The sequence below is a fragment of the Amycolatopsis acidiphila genome (assembly GCF_021391495.1).
Taxonomy (GTDB): Bacteria; Actinomycetota; Actinomycetes; order Mycobacteriales; family Pseudonocardiaceae; genus Amycolatopsis_E; species Amycolatopsis_E acidiphila.
The window spans coordinates 7,049,309-7,064,226 of the sequence record NZ_CP090063.1; the positions used below are offsets into that span (position 1 = coordinate 7,049,309).

Annotated in this window: 17 protein-coding genes and 1 pseudogene; 14 read left to right on the forward strand and 4 right to left on the reverse strand. The window is 68.9% G+C overall.

All coding sequences use genetic code 11. The annotated features are described in order from the left end of the window. Nucleotides 1-9 precede the first annotated feature (9 nt). The 4 genes from LWP59_RS34430 to LWP59_RS34445 all read left to right on the forward strand — a co-directional run bounded on the left by LWP59_RS34430 (nt 10) and on the right by LWP59_RS34445 (nt 3,827). Complete coding sequence (locus LWP59_RS34430) at nt 10-450, forward strand: nuclear transport factor 2 family protein (RefSeq protein ID WP_229858560.1); 441 nt, start codon at nt 10-12, stop codon at nt 448-450. A 104-nt stretch (nt 451-554) separates the two neighbouring features. Further along, the gene (locus tag LWP59_RS34435; protein ID WP_222425681.1) at nt 555-2,519 is read left to right on the forward strand and encodes an alpha/beta hydrolase fold domain-containing protein; all 1,965 of its coding nucleotides are present in this window, start codon (nt 555-557) and stop codon (nt 2,517-2,519) included. Nucleotides 2,520-2,532: 13 nt separating this feature from the next. After that, on the forward strand, nt 2,533-3,492 hold the full coding sequence (locus LWP59_RS34440) for an amidohydrolase family protein (RefSeq protein WP_186383471.1): 960 nt from the start codon (nt 2,533-2,535) through the stop codon (nt 3,490-3,492). Further along, complete coding sequence (locus tag LWP59_RS34445) at nt 3,489-3,827, forward strand: hypothetical protein (protein WP_144643327.1); 339 nt, start codon at nt 3,489-3,491, stop codon at nt 3,825-3,827. Before LWP59_RS34440 ends, LWP59_RS34445 begins: the two co-directional genes overlap by 4 nt. Nucleotides 3,828-3,850: 23 nt before the next feature. Here LWP59_RS34445 and LWP59_RS34450 read toward each other — a convergent pair whose 3' ends face one another. Beyond that, nucleotides 3,851-4,702: an alpha/beta fold hydrolase gene (locus LWP59_RS34450; protein ID WP_233921951.1), complete on the reverse strand. Its 852-nt coding sequence runs from the start codon at nt 4,700-4,702 to the stop codon at nt 3,851-3,853. Between the two features lie 23 nt (nt 4,703-4,725). Next, the gene (locus LWP59_RS34455) at nt 4,726-5,577 is read right to left on the reverse strand and encodes an SDR family NAD(P)-dependent oxidoreductase (protein WP_308431797.1); all 852 of its coding nucleotides are present in this window, start codon (nt 5,575-5,577) and stop codon (nt 4,726-4,728) included. Between LWP59_RS34455 and LWP59_RS34460 the strand changes: the two genes are divergently transcribed. From LWP59_RS34460 to LWP59_RS34485, 6 genes are all read left to right on the forward strand, one after another. Beyond that, nucleotides 5,561-8,368, forward strand: a complete 2,808-nt coding sequence (locus LWP59_RS34460) for a helix-turn-helix transcriptional regulator (RefSeq protein ID WP_144643325.1) — start codon at nt 5,561-5,563, stop codon at nt 8,366-8,368. The two genes, LWP59_RS34455 and LWP59_RS34460, sit on opposite strands and share 17 nt — an antisense overlap. A gap of 97 nt (nt 8,369-8,465) precedes the next feature. After that, nucleotides 8,466-9,215 (forward strand): SDR family NAD(P)-dependent oxidoreductase, encoded by a 750-nt coding sequence (locus LWP59_RS34465; protein WP_144643339.1) that lies wholly within the window; start codon nt 8,466-8,468, stop codon nt 9,213-9,215. Between the two features lie 37 nt (nt 9,216-9,252). Next, a complete protein-coding gene (locus LWP59_RS34470; protein ID WP_144643324.1) occupies nt 9,253-9,606 on the forward strand; it encodes a VOC family protein in 354 nt (117 codons plus the stop codon). Continuing rightward, on the forward strand, nt 9,603-10,055 hold the full coding sequence (locus LWP59_RS34475) for a nitroreductase family deazaflavin-dependent oxidoreductase (RefSeq protein ID WP_144643323.1): 453 nt from the start codon (nt 9,603-9,605) through the stop codon (nt 10,053-10,055). The genes LWP59_RS34470 and LWP59_RS34475 overlap by 4 nt, the downstream gene beginning before the upstream one ends. A gap of 138 nt (nt 10,056-10,193) precedes the next feature. After that, nucleotides 10,194-10,940 (forward strand): SDR family NAD(P)-dependent oxidoreductase, encoded by a 747-nt coding sequence (locus LWP59_RS34480; protein ID WP_144643322.1) that lies wholly within the window; start codon nt 10,194-10,196, stop codon nt 10,938-10,940. A gap of 50 nt (nt 10,941-10,990) precedes the next feature. Next, a complete protein-coding gene (locus LWP59_RS34485; RefSeq protein WP_229858559.1) occupies nt 10,991-11,614 on the forward strand; it encodes a helix-turn-helix domain-containing protein in 624 nt (207 codons plus the stop codon). Nucleotides 11,615-11,694: 80 nt separating this feature from the next. On the opposite strand, the gene LWP59_RS34490 is transcribed toward LWP59_RS34485, so the two are convergent. Further along, nucleotides 11,695-12,507, reverse strand: coding sequence for a MerR family transcriptional regulator (locus LWP59_RS34490; protein WP_144643321.1), 813 nt, complete (start codon nt 12,505-12,507; stop codon nt 11,695-11,697). Between the two features lie 79 nt (nt 12,508-12,586). Between LWP59_RS34490 and LWP59_RS34495 the strand changes: the two genes are divergently transcribed. The 4 genes and pseudogenes from LWP59_RS34495 to LWP59_RS34500 all read left to right on the forward strand — a co-directional run bounded on the left by LWP59_RS34495 (nt 12,587) and on the right by LWP59_RS34500 (nt 14,295). Beyond that, the gene (locus LWP59_RS34495; protein ID WP_144643320.1) at nt 12,587-12,955 is read left to right on the forward strand and encodes a nuclear transport factor 2 family protein; all 369 of its coding nucleotides are present in this window, start codon (nt 12,587-12,589) and stop codon (nt 12,953-12,955) included. Nucleotides 12,956-12,960: 5 nt separating this feature from the next. Next, nucleotides 12,961-13,092, forward strand: coding sequence for a hypothetical protein (locus LWP59_RS40520; protein ID WP_267966977.1), 132 nt, complete (start codon nt 12,961-12,963; stop codon nt 13,090-13,092). Nucleotides 13,093-13,119: 27 nt separating this feature from the next. Next, nucleotides 13,120-13,727 (forward strand): annotated as a pseudogene (locus LWP59_RS41285) (SDR family NAD(P)-dependent oxidoreductase). 4 nt (nt 13,728-13,731) lie between these two features. Next, entirely contained in the window at nt 13,732-14,295 is a 564-nt protein-coding gene (locus tag LWP59_RS34500; RefSeq protein ID WP_144643319.1) for a DNA-3-methyladenine glycosylase I, read from the forward strand. Nucleotides 14,296-14,359: 64 nt separating this feature from the next. On the opposite strand, the gene LWP59_RS34505 is transcribed toward LWP59_RS34500, so the two are convergent. Continuing rightward, nucleotides 14,360-14,887 (reverse strand): MarR family winged helix-turn-helix transcriptional regulator, encoded by a 528-nt coding sequence (locus LWP59_RS34505; RefSeq protein ID WP_144643318.1) that lies wholly within the window; start codon nt 14,885-14,887, stop codon nt 14,360-14,362. Nucleotides 14,888-14,918: the final 31 nt, after the last annotated feature.

Consider the following 14,918-nt stretch of genomic DNA (forward strand, 5'->3'; position numbering starts at 1 on the left):
GCTGGTCCCGTGGACAACGAGCAGATCGTCCGGCGGGCCTACCAGGTCGCCGAGGACAAGGACCTGGAAGGGTGGGTCTCCGCCTTTACCGAGGACGGCACCTTCACCGATGAGTCCATCGGGGTCACCTATCGCGGTTCCAAGGAGTTGCCCATCACCGTCGAGGTGTACGCGCGGGCATTCCCGGACATGCACCGCGAGCTGTACCAGTTCTACGGCAGCGGTGACATCGTCGTCGTCCAGCTCGCCCTGCAAGGAACCCATCTGGGGCCGTTGAGCCTGCCGTTCGGCACGCTGCCGGCGACCGGCAAGCGGATGGACGCGCCGTGCTGCGACGTGTTCGAACTGGTCGGCGGCAAGATCAAGCGCTTCGACTGCTACCCGTCCGGGACCGTCCTGTTCACCCAGCTCGGCGTCATCGCGAACATCAGCGCTGCGCTGGAGTCGTGACGATGAGCGCACAACAGCAAGCGAGCCTGGACGCGGCCCTGCGCCAGTGGAGCTTCCCGCCCAACATCGGCATCGACGAGCGACGACGGCTGTTGGGCGAGTGATTGGCGGCGAATCCCCTGCCGGCCGACGTGCGCGTGACCACGGGTGTGCTCGGTGACGTCCGCACCGCGGAGATCACCGTCGCCGGCGTCGACGCCCGGCACGTCGTGCTCTACTTCCACGGCGGCGTGTACGCGCTCGGCGACGCGGCGACTGCCGCCGACCTTGCCGCGCAGATCGCCAGGCGGACCAGCGCCGAGGCGATCTCGGTCGAGTATCGGCTCGCTCCCGAACATCCTTATCCGGCTGCGGTGGACGACGCGTTCGCCGTCTACCAGGCTCTCCTCGACGATCGAGTGGCCCCTTCGGAGATCGTGACCGCCGGGGAGTCAGCGGGCGGCGGACTCGCGATCGCCACGCTGGTCAACGCGCGGGAGCGCGGGTTGCCGATGCCCGCCGCGGCGTACGTGCTGTCGCCGTGGGCGAATCTGACCCTGTCCGGGTCCACTCTGGACAGTAAGAAGGACGTCGACCCGCTACTCGACCGGACGTCCTTGCAGGCGGCGGTCGTCGACTACGTGTCCGGTAAGGACAGTGCGTCCGGGTTGATCAGTCCGGTGTTCGCCGACCTGTCCGGGCTGCCGCCACTGATCGTCCAGGCCAGCACGCACGAGGTGCTGCTCGACGACGCCATCCGGCTGGCGCGCACGGCCGCCCTAGCCGACGTGGACGTCACCCTGGACATCACGGCCGGGGTGCCACACGTCTTCCAGTCCTTCTACCCGGTTCTCGACGAAGCCGTCGCCGCACTGGACCGAGCCGGACGGCTGCTGTCAGGCCATCTCGGCGTCGAAGGCTGGTCCTTCACGGACGTGCTGCCTATGTTCAAGCTGCTGGAGAACACGCCGACCGGCGCGGACGCCTACCACGGGCGAACCGGCCCGCTGTCGATCCGGCAACGCGCGGACGAGGAGCTCACGCCGTCGCTGCGCGGGTTCGTGGAGGCGTCCGTCGCGCACGGGTTCCCGCGCGTGCGCGACTTCAACGGCGCCGACGCGAACGGCGCCGACGGCTACCCGGTCGACGTGGTCGACGGCGTTCGCCAGAACGTTGGGCTGGCGTACCTCACCGCCGAGGTGCGCCAGCGCCAGAACCTCACCATCCTCGGCGAGGTCAACGTCGACCGCGTGCTGTTCGACGGCACGACCGCGACCGGCGTACTCACCGCGGACGGCACGGAGTACCGGGGGCGAGAGGTGATCCTCTCCGGCGGAACCTATGGCAGCGCCGCCATCCTGCTCCGCTCCGGCATCGGCCCCGCCGACCATCTATCCGATATGGACATAAAGGTAATCGCGGATCTGCCCGTGGGCCAACGGCTCCAGGACCAGCCCGGCTACTACAACGCCTACGCGCTGGCGCCGGAATACCTGGACATGGATCCGGCGGTCGGCTCCCTGCTCTGGACGGCGTCCAGCCAGGCCGCGGCAGGCGAACTGGATCTGCACGTGACCGCGACCCACCTGATGGACGGGTCGCTGAGCCCGACCGGCGGCGCCATCGTGCTGATGGCCGCGCTGACGCGCCCCGAATCGACCGGCACGGTGACGCTAGCCAGCCGCGATCCCGACGATCCGTCGCTGATCGACCCCAACTACCTCGGCACCGAACGCGACGCCGCCCGCATGCTCGAAGGCGTCAAACTCGGCCGCGCCATCGCCCGCAACTCGGAATTCGCCAAGTTCGTCGCGGCTGAACTGACACCGGGCGAGGCTGTCACGGACGATGACGCCCTCGCGGAGGGCATCGCGGCCAACGTCGCGGTCTACGGCCACCCCACCTCCACGGTCCCGATGGGCGGAGCCGGTGATCCGTGGGCCGTCGTCGACTCCGTCGGCGCGGTCAAGGGTGTCGCCGGGCTCCGGGTCGTCGACGCGTCGATCATCCCCGAGGTTCCGTCGTCAACCACCAACGTCACCGTCATCATGCTGGCCGAACGAATCTTCCAACGCGTCTACGCTGGCTGACCAGGGAGCTGCCGTGACCTTCACCGTCGACGTCCACCACCACGTGCTGCCCGACTTCTTCTGGCAGGCCACCAACGAGGCAGGCCATCCGGCGGGCGGCATCGCACCACCGTCCTGGTCATTGGAAAGCGCGCTGTCCTTTCTGGACGATTCAGAGATCGACGTGGCGATCACCTCGATCAGCACCCCCGGCGTGCACACCGGCGACGACGCGGCAGCCCGCAAGCTGGCCCGACAGTGCAACGAACACTCCGCCGAACTGATCCGCGACCACCCGGACCGATTCGGCGCTTTCGCCTGCCTTCCGCTGCCGGACGTGGACGGCACGCTCATCGAACTCGCCTATGCCCTCGATGATCTCCACCTGGACGGCGTAGTGCTGTTCAGCAACGCGCGCGGGATCTATCTCGGAGATCCACGCCTCACTCCGCTGTTCGACGAGCTGCAACGACGCGCCGCCGTGGTGTTCATCCACCCCAACCCGTCGCCCGACCCGAGTGCGCACGCGCTCGGCCTGCCCGACTCGCTCATCGACTATCCCGCCGACACCACGAGGGCCGTCGCACAACTGCACTACAGCAACACGTTCGCGCGCACCCCGGACGCCACATACATCCTCTCCCACGCGGGCGGAACCGTGCCGTATCTGGCCGGCCGGTTCGGCATCATCGACGCCATGGACGTGGTCCCGGGCGGCGAGCACCGGCGGAGCGCCGCCGAGGCCTTCCGCAGCCTGTACTGGGACACCGCGCTGTCCTGGAGCGACCCGGTGCTGAGCATGTTGCGTGACCTCGTGGGCATGGACCACGTCGTGTTCGGCTCCGACTACCCCTACCTGCGTCGCGATCTCGCGGTCTCCTGTCGCGCCCAGCTCGAACGGAGCCAGGAACTGAACGACGACGAACGAACCGCGGTCCTGGGCGGCACGGCGCTGTCGGTGATCCCAAGGCTGAATGAAAGGAGAGCGACATGAGCGAAGTGCTCGACTGGAACGCAAAGACCATCGCGGAGTTCCGCGCGAACGAGGGCAGAGTCGGTGGGACCTTCGAGGGCTCGCCCGTCAATCCGTGCATGAGGTTCTCCCTCACACGCCGTTCACCGTCGGCATTCGGCACGACCCGCCAGGCCCGAAACGGCCTGGGTGCAGCAACAGTTCCATCAAAGGACGATCAGGCCGAGCTGGTTACTGGACGAGAACGCGATCACCCAGCGACCAAACGCTCGCAGGCAGGCCAAAGTGAATCCGCTGGTGGGCCCGGCACTACGGGCCGGCACGGTCATCCGGTGTTCCGGATCGAGCCGCGATGACCCGAGGGACTTGGCTGCTCGGTCTACTCGACGTCGAGGAACAGCTTGGTGTGCTTGACGAACAGTTCGGGGTACTGAAAATGGGCGCCATGGTTGGCGTCGGGGTAGAGGATGAGCTGTGCGTCGAGGGCATGCTGCTGGAGCAGGTATGAGTTGATGGTCGGGATGATGATGTCGTTGTTGCCGTTGACGACCAGGGTCGGCTGCACCAGTCCTTTGAGGTGGGCGTAGGTCTCGTCCTTGTCCGCGCCGTAGGCCGCGATCGCGGCGGTCTGCGCCGCAACAGTCTCGGTCGCGACCCCGGCATCACGATCCTCGCGGCCCATGATGCGCGCCAGGAAAGCACGACCGGCGGCCTGGCTGGTCTCAGTGGAGGAGAACAGGATCGGCAGCCACATCTCCTCCTGGTGCTCATAGGTCTTGAAGAACAGCGCCCTGGTTTCCGGCGGAGCCGCACCGATCCCCTCACCGCCGCGCGGCCCGGTGCCGACCAGGACCAGGCGGCGTACCAGTGCGGGACGGTCGAGCCCCACCTGCTGGGTGACCAGGCCGCCCATGGAGTGGCCCAGCAGGTCGACGGTGCCCAGACCGATGGCGTCGATGAATGCCTCGGCGTCGCGCGCAGTCTGCTCGATGGTGTCCGGAGTGGTTCCGGTGGAGGAGGCGATACCGGCGTTGTTGAACAGGATGACCTCGCGGTCGAGGGCGAATGCGTCGGTCAGCGCCGGGTCGTGGTCGTCGAGATTGCCCATGAAGTGCTGGAAGAAGACCAGCGGAACACCGTCCTTCGCGCCGAAGCGGCGGTAGGCGAAGCGGATGCCGTTCGCCTCGACGAATTCGGTCGGGGCGGTGTCATGCGTGTAGGCGGTCATCATTGCCTTTCGTGTCAACAAGAAGTTCAGATCGCGGTGCGGCCGCCATCGGCGGCGACCGTGGCGCCGGTGACGTAGGCCGACGCAGGCGAGGCCAGGAACGTGATCACCTGGGCGATCTCGTCGGCGTGGGCCGCCCGGCCGAGCAGCGTGGTGGCGCCGAGCGCTTCGATGCGTTCCGGGTCAGCCGCGGTGAACACCGGGCCGGGCGCGATCGTGTTGACCCGCACACCACGTGGGCTGAACTCGGCCGCCCATGCCCGGGTCATGGCAGTCAGCGTCGCCTTGGTGCCCCCGTACGCAGCGGCGCCGGACATGCCGATGGTGGCCACCATGCTGGCGACGTTGATGATGCTGCCGCCGCCGTTGGCCGCCATTCGCGGCGCGAGCGCCGCGACCAGGAAGTAGGGCGCCCGCACGTTGCTGTCGAACAGCGCGTCATAGGTGGCGACGTCCAGGTCGGCAGTGGGACCGAACCAGGAGAAACCCGCGTTGTTGACGAGCACGTCGACCTCGCCCGCCTCGTCGGCCAGACGTCGGATCTCGGTCGGGTCGGCCAGGTCGGCCGCGATGAACTGCGCCTTTCCGCCCGTCTGTGTGATTTCGGCGACGACCTGCTCGCCCCGCCGCGCATCACGGCCGTGCAGGACGACATCCGCGCCCTCACCGGCCAGCCGGATCGCGGCGGCACGCCCGATGCCGGAGGTGGCGCCGGTGACGAGGGCCCTCCGGCCAGCCACATTCTGCTGAGTACTGGTCATGGCGCGAGCGTCGCACCCCGCCGAACCTCGGACACCGCATGAACGTGTGATCTCCTGCGGCCGGAGTGTCAGCCGGGGATGAACGTGCCAGGCTTTCATCATGGCCGTGACGACCACGGTGACAACGGCGCTGCACGGCCGCGACCCGGAGTTGACCGCACTGAGCGAGGCGCTGGGTTCGCTGCGCTCGGGCACGGGCATGGTCGTGCTGATCGAGGGCAGCCCGGGGATCGGGAAGAGCCGCCTGCTGGCCGAGGCGGTGCGGATGGCAGGCACCCTGTCAGTACGGGTGGGCGTTGGCGATGCCGACCCGGCCGAGGCCGCCGTCGAACTGGCACCGCTGCTGCGGGCACTGTTCGACGGGCCTGCGCTGCTGCTGCCCCGCTCCGCGTTGCCCGTGGCACGCGGTGGTCCCGAACAGCGGTACTGGCTGCTGCAGGATCTGGAGACGTTGCTGGAGGGCGCGGCGTGCGAAGCACCTCTGGTGGTGTGCCTCGACGACCTCCAGTGGGCGGACAGCGGCACCCTGGCCGCGCTGCGGGCACTCCCCACCCGGCTCGCGTCGGTCCCGGTCGCCTGGATCCTCGCCGCCCGTCCGGTCCAGCCCGGCAGCGCCCTGGCCGACGTGGTCGAGCAGCTGGTCGCACAGGGGGCTCGACGCATTACGTTGGAGCCGCTCGCGCCGGCCGCGGTCGCCGAGCTCGCCTCGGAGGTAATGGCAGCCCGGCCCGACCAGGCCCTGCTCGACCTGGCGGCGGACGCTGCCGGTAACCCGTTCTTCCTCGTCGAGCTGCTGCGCGGATTGCGTGAGGAGCGACTCGTCCGGATCGAGGACGGGGCGGCGCGGCTGGTGGAGGCGCGGCTGCCCAAACGGGTCGCCGCAGGCATGCGCCACCGGCTCGCGCGCCTGTCCGAATCAGCCCGCCAGCTCGCCGCCATCGCGGCATCGCTCGCTCGTCGTTTCACTGTCAGGGAACTGGCCTCGATGCTGGGCGCACCGCCCGCGTCCCTGCTCGTCCCGGTCGAGCAGCTGATCGAGGCAGGCGTCTTCGCCGAAGGCGCCGACCGGCTGAGTTTCCGGCACGACATCATCCGCGAAGCCGTCCGGGACACGACGACGGTCTCGGCGCGCCGGGCGCTGGACCGGCAGGCCGTCGACGTCCTGCTCGCGGGCGGGGCGCTCCCGGTCGAGGTCGCCGCGCAGCTCGCCACCAGCGCCGCGCCGGGCGACGAGATCGCGGTCGGCCTGCTCAAGAGCGCCGCCGACGCGCTCGGCCCGCGCGATCCGGCCGCGGCCGCCGAACTGAGCTGCCACGCGCTGGACCTGATTCCGGCCGGTCACAGCGCCGCCGGTCCGTTGGTCGCGACCACCACGGTGCTGCTGCACGCCGCGGGCAAGACCGACGACGCCGAAGCGTTCGCGCGCAAACATCTGCGCGACGTCGTTCCTGTGGCCGAAGAGACGGCCGTGTCCCTTAGCCTGGCCAGCATGTTCGCCCTGTCGCCAGACGTCCGCGCGGACGCGGGGCGGCGGGCGCTGGCGCTGCGCGATCTGTCCGATCAGGATCGCGTCCAGCATCTGGCGCGGCTGGCGTACAACCTGGTCCAGGCCGGACGGCCGAGCGAGGCTGCCGAGCAGCTCCAGCGGGCTCGGCTGACGATCGAACGCGCGGGAGACCTGGCCGCACGCTCGATCCTGCGGCAGGCCGAGGGCGCGCTGCGCTACGTCGACGGCTACTTCCAGGACGCGCGCACCCTCCACGAGCAGGCGATGCGCGACGGATTCGGCCCGGGGGAGGAGACCCGGGAGTGGGTCGCGCGCCAGTGGCGCAGCGAACTGCTCGCCGTGTCCGATCGCTTCCAGGAGTCACTTGAGCTGATCTCGACGGGAATCGCCGCCGCGAACCGGGAGCGGCAGGCGTTCGCGCTCGACTTCTTTGAGACCTGGCGCGGCCGGCAGCTGTTCCAGATGGGGCGCCTCGCCGACGCGGCGGCCGCGTTGGAGGGCCGCTTCGACGCGGCCGGCAACACTCCGGTCGTGGGTGCGCTATACGCGGCAGGCGTCGTCGCGCTCGGCCGGGTCGCGATCCACACCGGTGACGCGCGGCAACGGCGCGAGACGGCGGCGCTGGCTCGGGCGATGGTGGCAGCGGGCACGCCCGCCAACCGTGCGCACGGCGGCTGGCTGCTCGCGCTCGCCGCGATGGCCGACGGCAAACCAGCCGATGCCCGCGCGGCGCTCGATGCCGCCCGTCCCGGCGCGGCCGGACGCATCACCCCGCTCTACCCGATGGACGTCACCGACGACCCGCAACTCGTCCGGATCGCGCTCGCCGCCGGCGACCAGCGACTTGCCCTCGACACGGTCGATTCGGCGGAAGAACGGGCACGTCGCAACCCGGGGATCGGCTCGATCCGCGCGGCGGCCACGCACGCCCGCGGCCTGCTCGACGCGGACGTCGCGCTGCTCGCCGAGGCATGCCGGCTCTTCGAGGCAGCGCCGCGCCCGATCGCCCATGCATCGGCGCTGGAGGACCTGGGGGTCGGACAGCTCAACCGGGGCGAGTCTGCGGCGGGAGTGGAGACGCTCGGTCGCGCACTCGTCGAGTACTCCGAAGCGGGTGCGAGCTGGGACGCCGGTCGGGTACGCGGGCGGCTGCGCGCCAACGGGGTCCGCCGCAAGCTGGTGACCAGCACGCGACCGAACGCGGGGTGGGCCGCGCTCACCGACTCCGAACTGACCGTGGTCCGCCTCATCACCACCGGACTGACCAACCGCAAGACAGCTGAACGGCTGTTCGTCTCGCCGCACACGGTCAGCAGCCACCTGCGCCACGCGTTTACCAAGCTGGGCGTGAACTCCCGCCTCGAACTCGCCCGCGTGGTCGCCGAGCACTCCGCGAACTAGACATCGCACGCCCGTGCGATGTCGCCCCGCTCTCGCGGCGGCAATGTCGTTGTCAGGTCATCCGACCGAAAACGACGACGAAGAAGGCCGAACAGACATGTCTGGACTGCACGGAAAAGTTGCCGTGGTCACCGGCGGGACGAGCGGCATCGGCCTGGCCATCACGCAGAGGTTCGTGAAAGAGGGCGCGCATGTCTTCATCACCGGTCGGCGGCAATCCGAGCTGGACAAGGCGAAGGCCCTGATCGGCGACGGGGTGACCGCGGTGCGCGGTGACGCCACCAGCACCACCGACCTTGACCGTCTCTTTGAGACGGTCAAGGCGGACAAGGGCGTGCTGGACATCCTGGTCGCCAACTCGGGCCGCGTCGAACCGGAGGAGTTCGGGAAGGTCACCGAGGACAACTTCGACAAGACCTTCGATCTCAACGCCAGGGCGACGCTGTTCACCGCGCAGAAAGCACTGCCCTTGATGCGTCAGGGCGGGTCGATCATCCTGGTCGGCTCGATCGCCGGTATCAAGGGCATGAACGGCTACAGCACCTACAGCGCGACCAAGGCGGCGATCCGCTCCTACACCCGCACCTGGACCCAGGAGTTCCAGGACCGCGGCATCCGGTTCAACACCCTGAGTCCCGGCCCGATCGACACGCCGATCATGGACGGCCAGGCGGACACCAAGGCGGGCGCTGACGCCATCCGAGCCGCCTTCGCCTCGGTCATTCCGCTCGGGCGGATGGGCCAGCCAGAGGAAGTCGCGGCCGCCGCGTATTTCCTGGCCTCCGACGAGAGCAGCTCCGTGACCGGCATCGACCTGGCCGTCGACGGCGGCATGGCCCAGGTCTGACGCCACCTTCCGGCACAATCCAGAAAAGGATCACATCATGAACATTTCCGTGCTCGGCCTGAGCATCGACTGCGCCGACGCAGTCAAACTGGCCCAGTTCTGGGCCGATGTCCTCGATCGGCAGGTGAGTCCGCGGGCCAGCGCCGAGTTCGCCGCGATCGGTCCCGACGCGTCGACGCAGCTTCTTGCGCTGACGTTCCACCAGGTCCCCGAGGCCAAGACGGTCAAGAACCGGCTGCACCTGGACCTGATCAGCACCGAGTTCGCCGCGGAATCCGACCGCCTGCTGTCCCTGGGCGCCACCCGGGTGGCCGACGTCGAACGCGACGGCGCGCGCTGGAGCACCTTTCGCGACCCCGAGGGCAACGAGTTCGACCTGGTGGCCGGGTGAACCCCGACAAGCAGGCGGCTCAGGAGTACGTGCCGAGCCCGAGTGAACGCGTGCGAATCCAGGTGGCCAGCTACGAAGCCACCGACGGACGGGAAGGCGGAACGCTGGAAGGACGTCCGGTCGTCATCCTGACCATGACCGGAGCCACCAGCGGCCAGATCCGCAAGACCCCGGTCGTGCGGATCGAGCGCGACGGCACCTACCTCGCCGTCGCCTCCGCCGGGGGCGCGCCGAACAACCCAGCCTGGTACCACAATCTGATCGCCCATCGCGACGTGCGGCTCCAGGATGGCGCCCGGGTGTACCACCTGCGCGCTCGCGAGGTCTTCGGCGAAGAGAAGACCGAAGCGTGGACACTGGCCGAATCGCGATGGCCCCATTTTCCGGAGTATCGAGCCAAAACAAGTCGGGAAATCCCGATCCTGCTACTCGAACCATCGGCACCGTGATGACCACCGCCGAGCGCTTGCGCGGCGGGGTGGGCGTCGCTGCGGTCACCCTCGGCACGTTCACCTTGGTCACCAACGAGTTCATCCCAGTCGGGTTGCTGGCCAGCAAGCCCGTCCCTGCGGAAAGGCAGCGTGCTAATGGATAACCAGGTTGTACTGATCACCGGAGCCCTTGCCGGCATCGGCCGGGCAACGGCGACCGCGTTCGCCCGCGACGGCGCGTCCGTCGTCGTTTCCGGGCGACGTGACGAGGAAGGCAGGGCGCTGGTCGCCGAACTTCGGGAACTGGGCGGCAACGCCGAGTACATCCATGCCGACGTCGCCATCGAGGACGAGGTCCGCGCACTGGTCAAGGGCACCGTCACGATATTCGGCAGGCTCGATGCTGCCGTCAACAACGCGGGCTTCACCGGCGACAGCGGCCCGCTGACAACCCAGACCGAGCAGGCATACGACACCGTGTTCAACACCAACGTCCGCGGCCTGCTGTTCTGCCTCAAGCACGAACTGCGCGTGATGATCGAGCAGGGAAGCGGCAGCATCGTCAACCTGTCCTCGACCTTCGGTGAGCGCGGCGGCGCGGGCGCGGGCCTGTATGTGGCCAGCAAGCACGCGGTGAACGGATTCACTCGGTCCGCGGCCCTTGAGGTCGCGGCCGACGGCATCCGGGTCAACGCGGTCGCTCCCGGTCCGGTGGCCACCGCGGGCCTGGCAGCCTTCGCCGGCAGTCCGGATATGACCGCGGCCCTGGCCGCCGACGTCCCCATGGGCCGCCTCGGCCACGTCGACGAGATCGCCGAGGTCATCCAGTTTCTCACCTCGGATCAGGCCAGGTTCATCACCGGCCAGATCGTCGCCGTGAACGGTGGCAAGACGGCCCGCTGACATGGAGGGACAGCTGGAGGGCAAACGCGTGACCCTCACCGATGCCGACTATGAACACGATCGGGCACCGGATGCCGGCGCCGCCCGTGGATGCCACCGACCCAGCCCCCGCCGGAGCCGCTGGCGGTATGCGGCCTAGCAGAACGGCTCCCATTCGGGAGCTCTCGATAACGAACGAGACAACTTTCGTCGATGCCTGTCCAAAAACCCGAAAATTACGCATTGTAACGGGAGTGGACCTTGGGGGAGCTTATTACAACCCGAAAGACCAGGTCAGGACCCTTGAACGGCTCCGCGAGAAGCTCCCCAACCTCGACGCACCCGAGCCGACGGAGGCCCGGCCGGACCGGCCTCGGCGTGCCCGGCAATTCGACTCCGACCAAGTCGAGCGGCTGATCGCCGCCTACCAGGCCGGCGCGACGGTGTACCAACTCAGCGACCGGTTCGGTATCGAACGGCGCACGGTCAGCAACATCCTCCACCGGCACGGTGTGCCGATGCGCCGCCGCGGCCTCTCTCCAGGCCAAGTCGACGAAGCCATCCACCTCTACAACCTCGGCTGGTCCCTGGCACGAGTCGGCGATCACCTCGGCGTCAACCACACCACCGTGCTGAACAAACTCCGTGAACGCGGCGTCCCCACCCGAGACTCCCACGGCCGACCGCGAACATGACCGAGACCCGGTCGGGCAGGAAGTGACCGCGCCCGGTGAGCAGTGCCAGCTCGTGGACTCATGATCTCGATCGGTGGGGTTCAGTCGGGAGTGAGGCGGAAGATGGGCCAGCCGATCTCGGTGCGCCATCGGCCGGACTCGTCAGTGTCGCGGGGGCCGACCAGATAGGTTTCGTGGATGGGGCCGGCCACGGTCAGGGTGTGCGTGGTAGCCCAGCCGCCCAAGCGGCCGTAGGTGACGTCGATGTCGTCGTGTGGTCCGGTGTGGACGGTGACGGCGAGTTCGACCGCCGGAAGGTCGAGGACCTCGATCCTCCCGGCTGCTCTGGGTTGGTGCACGGGATGGAACACGGTCATCTCGCCTGAGCCGTGAGTGAACAGTTCGTTGGCGTACCGGCCGGCGGGTGCCCCGGTGCGCTCGCCGGGCGGGAACGCGGCGTCGAGCTCGGCCATGGCCGCGGCGTACCAGTGGTGGACGTCGTCCACTCCGACCGTGCCGCGGATGGCGGCGACCGTGCGCGCCGGTTCGGAGCGCAGGTGCACCGGCAGCTCCTCGGTGCCGGTGCGCAGGAGTGTGCGCAGGGACACCACGGCGGCGCGGGTGCGGTCGAGGGTGTCCTCCAGCCGACGCAGGTGGGCTGTGACCAAGTCGGTGCGCCGTAGTGGGTCGTCGGTGGCCAGAATTTGCTTCACCTCGGCCAGCGGCACGTCGAGCTGACGCAGTTGGTGTATCACCTGCGCGGACGGGATCTGCGCCGCTGTGTAGTACCGGTAACCGGAGCTCGGGTCCACAGTGGTGGGCACCAGCAGGCCGGACTCGTGGTAGCGGCGCAGCGTGCGCACGCTCAGGTGGGTGAGGGTGGCGAATTCTCCGATGGTCAGCCCGGCGCGCATGCCCCCACTGTGCCCCCTCCCGCTGGGAGCGGATCCAGGACTTGACCCTCTCCCGGCGAGAGAGCCCAGGTTGGGTGACATGGAACAATTCGATTGGACCCAGGTGAACGAGATCGCACCGGACGATCTCCCCGACGCGATCACCACCTACCTCGTCGCGCACCATACGCGCGACCTCGATACCGCGATCGGGCAGTACACCCCTGACGCCGTGGTGACCGACGAGCGCCGCGACCACCACGGGCCAGCGGAGATCCGTGCCTGGCTGGCCCGCTCGGTCACCGAGTACACCTACACGACCACGCTCACCGCCGCCTACCGCGCCGACCAGGACCACTTCGACGTCCTGCACCGCCTGCAGGGCGACTTCCCCGGCGGAATCGCGGACCTGCACTACCGCTTCACGCTACGGGACGGCCACGTCGCCCGGCTGGTCATCGAACCGTAGGGAGCATGGACGTGAGGACGGGGTTCATTGCCGCCGGCACGCCGGGCGGCTTCGGCACGGCCTACGCACAGGCCGCACTCGACATCGGCGACCGGGTTGTCCTGACCGCCCGCCGGGTCGACGCGCCAGCGGACTGAGCACGCCGCTACGGCGAGCGCGCACTGGTGTTGCCTCTGGATGTCACCGACCCTGCGCAGGTCCGTGCCGCTGTGGCCGGCGCCGAGGAGCATTTCGGCGGGATCGACGTACTGGTCAACAACGCCGGACGCGGGTGGCATGGATCGGTCGAAGGAATGGCCGAAACTGCGGTCCGCGCGGTGTTCGAGCTGAACTTTTCGCCGTGTTGTCGGTCACCCGCGCCGTGCTGCCCGGCATGCACGCCCGCGGCCGCGGCCGGATCATCACCATGTCCTCGGCCGCCGGCCTACGGCCCGCGCCGGGATTCGGCTACTACAGCGCCGCCAAACACGCGATCGAAGGCATCACCACTGCTCTCCGCACCGAGGTTGGCGGCCTCGGCATCCACGTCCTGACCGTCGAACCCGGCCCCGCAGCGGGTTCGGCGGGGCGACCACGGTGTGGCCGTCCGTCGCGAGCTCGCGGATCACTCCCGCGAAGCCTGACGCGTCCGCGAAGGCGCCGTGAACGAGGACCAGCGTGGGGGACATGGGCACGCTCCTTTCTCTCGTGCCTTCGAGCCTCCCGCCGGCTCGCACGGCGGTCCCTCACACGTTCGGATGAGGGACCGCGCCCGGACCGCCGTCCATACTGAGGGCATGTCGGTGGTCGTCGGACAGGACGGGAAGCCGCGCTGCCCCTGGGCCGGCGCCGGCGACTCCCCGCTCGGTCGCTACCACGATGACGTCTGGGGCCGGCGCACCTACGACGAGTCCGCCATGTTCGAGGCGCTCACGCTCGGCGTGTTCGAGGTCGGGCTGAGCTGGGCCGTCGTGTTCGGCAAACGGGACGCCTTCCGCGCCGCGTTCCGGAACTTCGCCGTCGCCGAGGTCGCGGCGATGACCGACCGGGACGTCGACCGGCTGGTGCTGGACGCCTCGATCATCCGCAACCGCGGCAAGATCCAGGCCACCATCGACAACGCCCGCGCCATGGGCTCCGCGTCACCAAGCCTTGCCGCGCTCGCCAAGTCGTACGAGGTCAACCGCAAGCACGCGCCCCGCTCCGTCGCCGACCTGCCCAGCTCCACGCCCCAGTCGGAGGCATTCGCCAAGCAGCTCAAGGCGCAGGGATACCGCTTCGTCGGCCCGACCAGCGTGTACGCGTTCATGCAGAACACCGGCGTGGTCAACGACCACGTCCACGGCTGTTTCCGCGCATAGTGCACGGTGTCGCCGCCGGAACTGGACCTCCGGACGCTGGGACATGACCGTCGGCCGGGAACGGTCAGTCCTGCGTGGGGCGCCAGTCGGCAGGCGGTGGCAGTGTGCCCTGCTTGATGATGTTGGCGTACACGCCCTCCAGTGCCTCGGTGAGCGGACCCAGGAGCTTGGCTGGCAGTCCGTCGAAGAACAGTTGCCGGACGAGGTCGACGTGGCCGGGGGCGGCCTGATCGAGGACGTCGCGGCCCTGGTCGGTCAGGGCCACTTCGGTGACCCGCTTGTCGGCTGCGGACGGGCCGCAGGTCACCAGCCCCCGCGTGTCCATCCTGCGGACGTGATGGGACAGCCGGCTGCGCTCCCAACCGATGTGGGCGGCGAGCGCGGTGATCGGCATCCGCTCGTCGTCGGCGACGCCCAGCGCCGTCAGCACGTCGTAGTCGGGGAGCGACAGGCCGCTGTCGGCGACCAATTGGCGGTTCATCTCGTAGGTCAGGCGCAGCTGGATCCGGACGTAGGCCAGCCATGCCCGTTGCTCGTCGCTGCCGAGCCAGCCGCCCTCGGGTACCGGGGCAGCCTTGCCATTACGTGACATATCACCTAAGTTTCCTTCTCGACACCGCAAG

Coding starts and splice junctions, on each gene's coding strand:
- LWP59_RS34445 (WP_144643327.1), top strand. CDS start 3,489: ATGAGCGAAGTGCTCGACTGGAACGCAAAGACCATCGCGGAGTTCCGC.
- LWP59_RS34450 (WP_233921951.1), bottom strand. CDS start 4,702: ATGATGACCGCCTACACGCATGACACCGCCCCGACCGAATTCGTCGAG.
- LWP59_RS34460 (WP_144643325.1), top strand. CDS start 5,561: ATGGCCGTGACGACCACGGTGACAACGGCGCTGCACGGCCGCGACCCG.
- LWP59_RS34465 (WP_144643339.1), top strand. CDS start 8,466: ATGTCTGGACTGCACGGAAAAGTTGCCGTGGTCACCGGCGGGACGAGC.
- LWP59_RS34470 (WP_144643324.1), top strand. CDS start 9,253: ATGAACATTTCCGTGCTCGGCCTGAGCATCGACTGCGCCGACGCAGTC.
- LWP59_RS34480 (WP_144643322.1), top strand. CDS start 10,194: ATGGATAACCAGGTTGTACTGATCACCGGAGCCCTTGCCGGCATCGGC.
- LWP59_RS34485 (WP_229858559.1), top strand. CDS start 10,991: ATGAACACGATCGGGCACCGGATGCCGGCGCCGCCCGTGGATGCCACC.
- LWP59_RS34490 (WP_144643321.1), bottom strand. CDS start 12,507: ATGCGCGCCGGGCTGACCATCGGAGAATTCGCCACCCTCACCCACCTG.
- LWP59_RS34495 (WP_144643320.1), top strand. CDS start 12,587: ATGGAACAATTCGATTGGACCCAGGTGAACGAGATCGCACCGGACGAT.
- LWP59_RS40520 (WP_267966977.1), top strand. CDS start 12,961: ATGGACGTGAGGACGGGGTTCATTGCCGCCGGCACGCCGGGCGGCTTC.
- LWP59_RS34500 (WP_144643319.1), top strand. CDS start 13,732: ATGTCGGTGGTCGTCGGACAGGACGGGAAGCCGCGCTGCCCCTGGGCC.
- LWP59_RS34505 (WP_144643318.1), bottom strand. CDS start 14,887: ATGTCACGTAATGGCAAGGCTGCCCCGGTACCCGAGGGCGGCTGGCTC.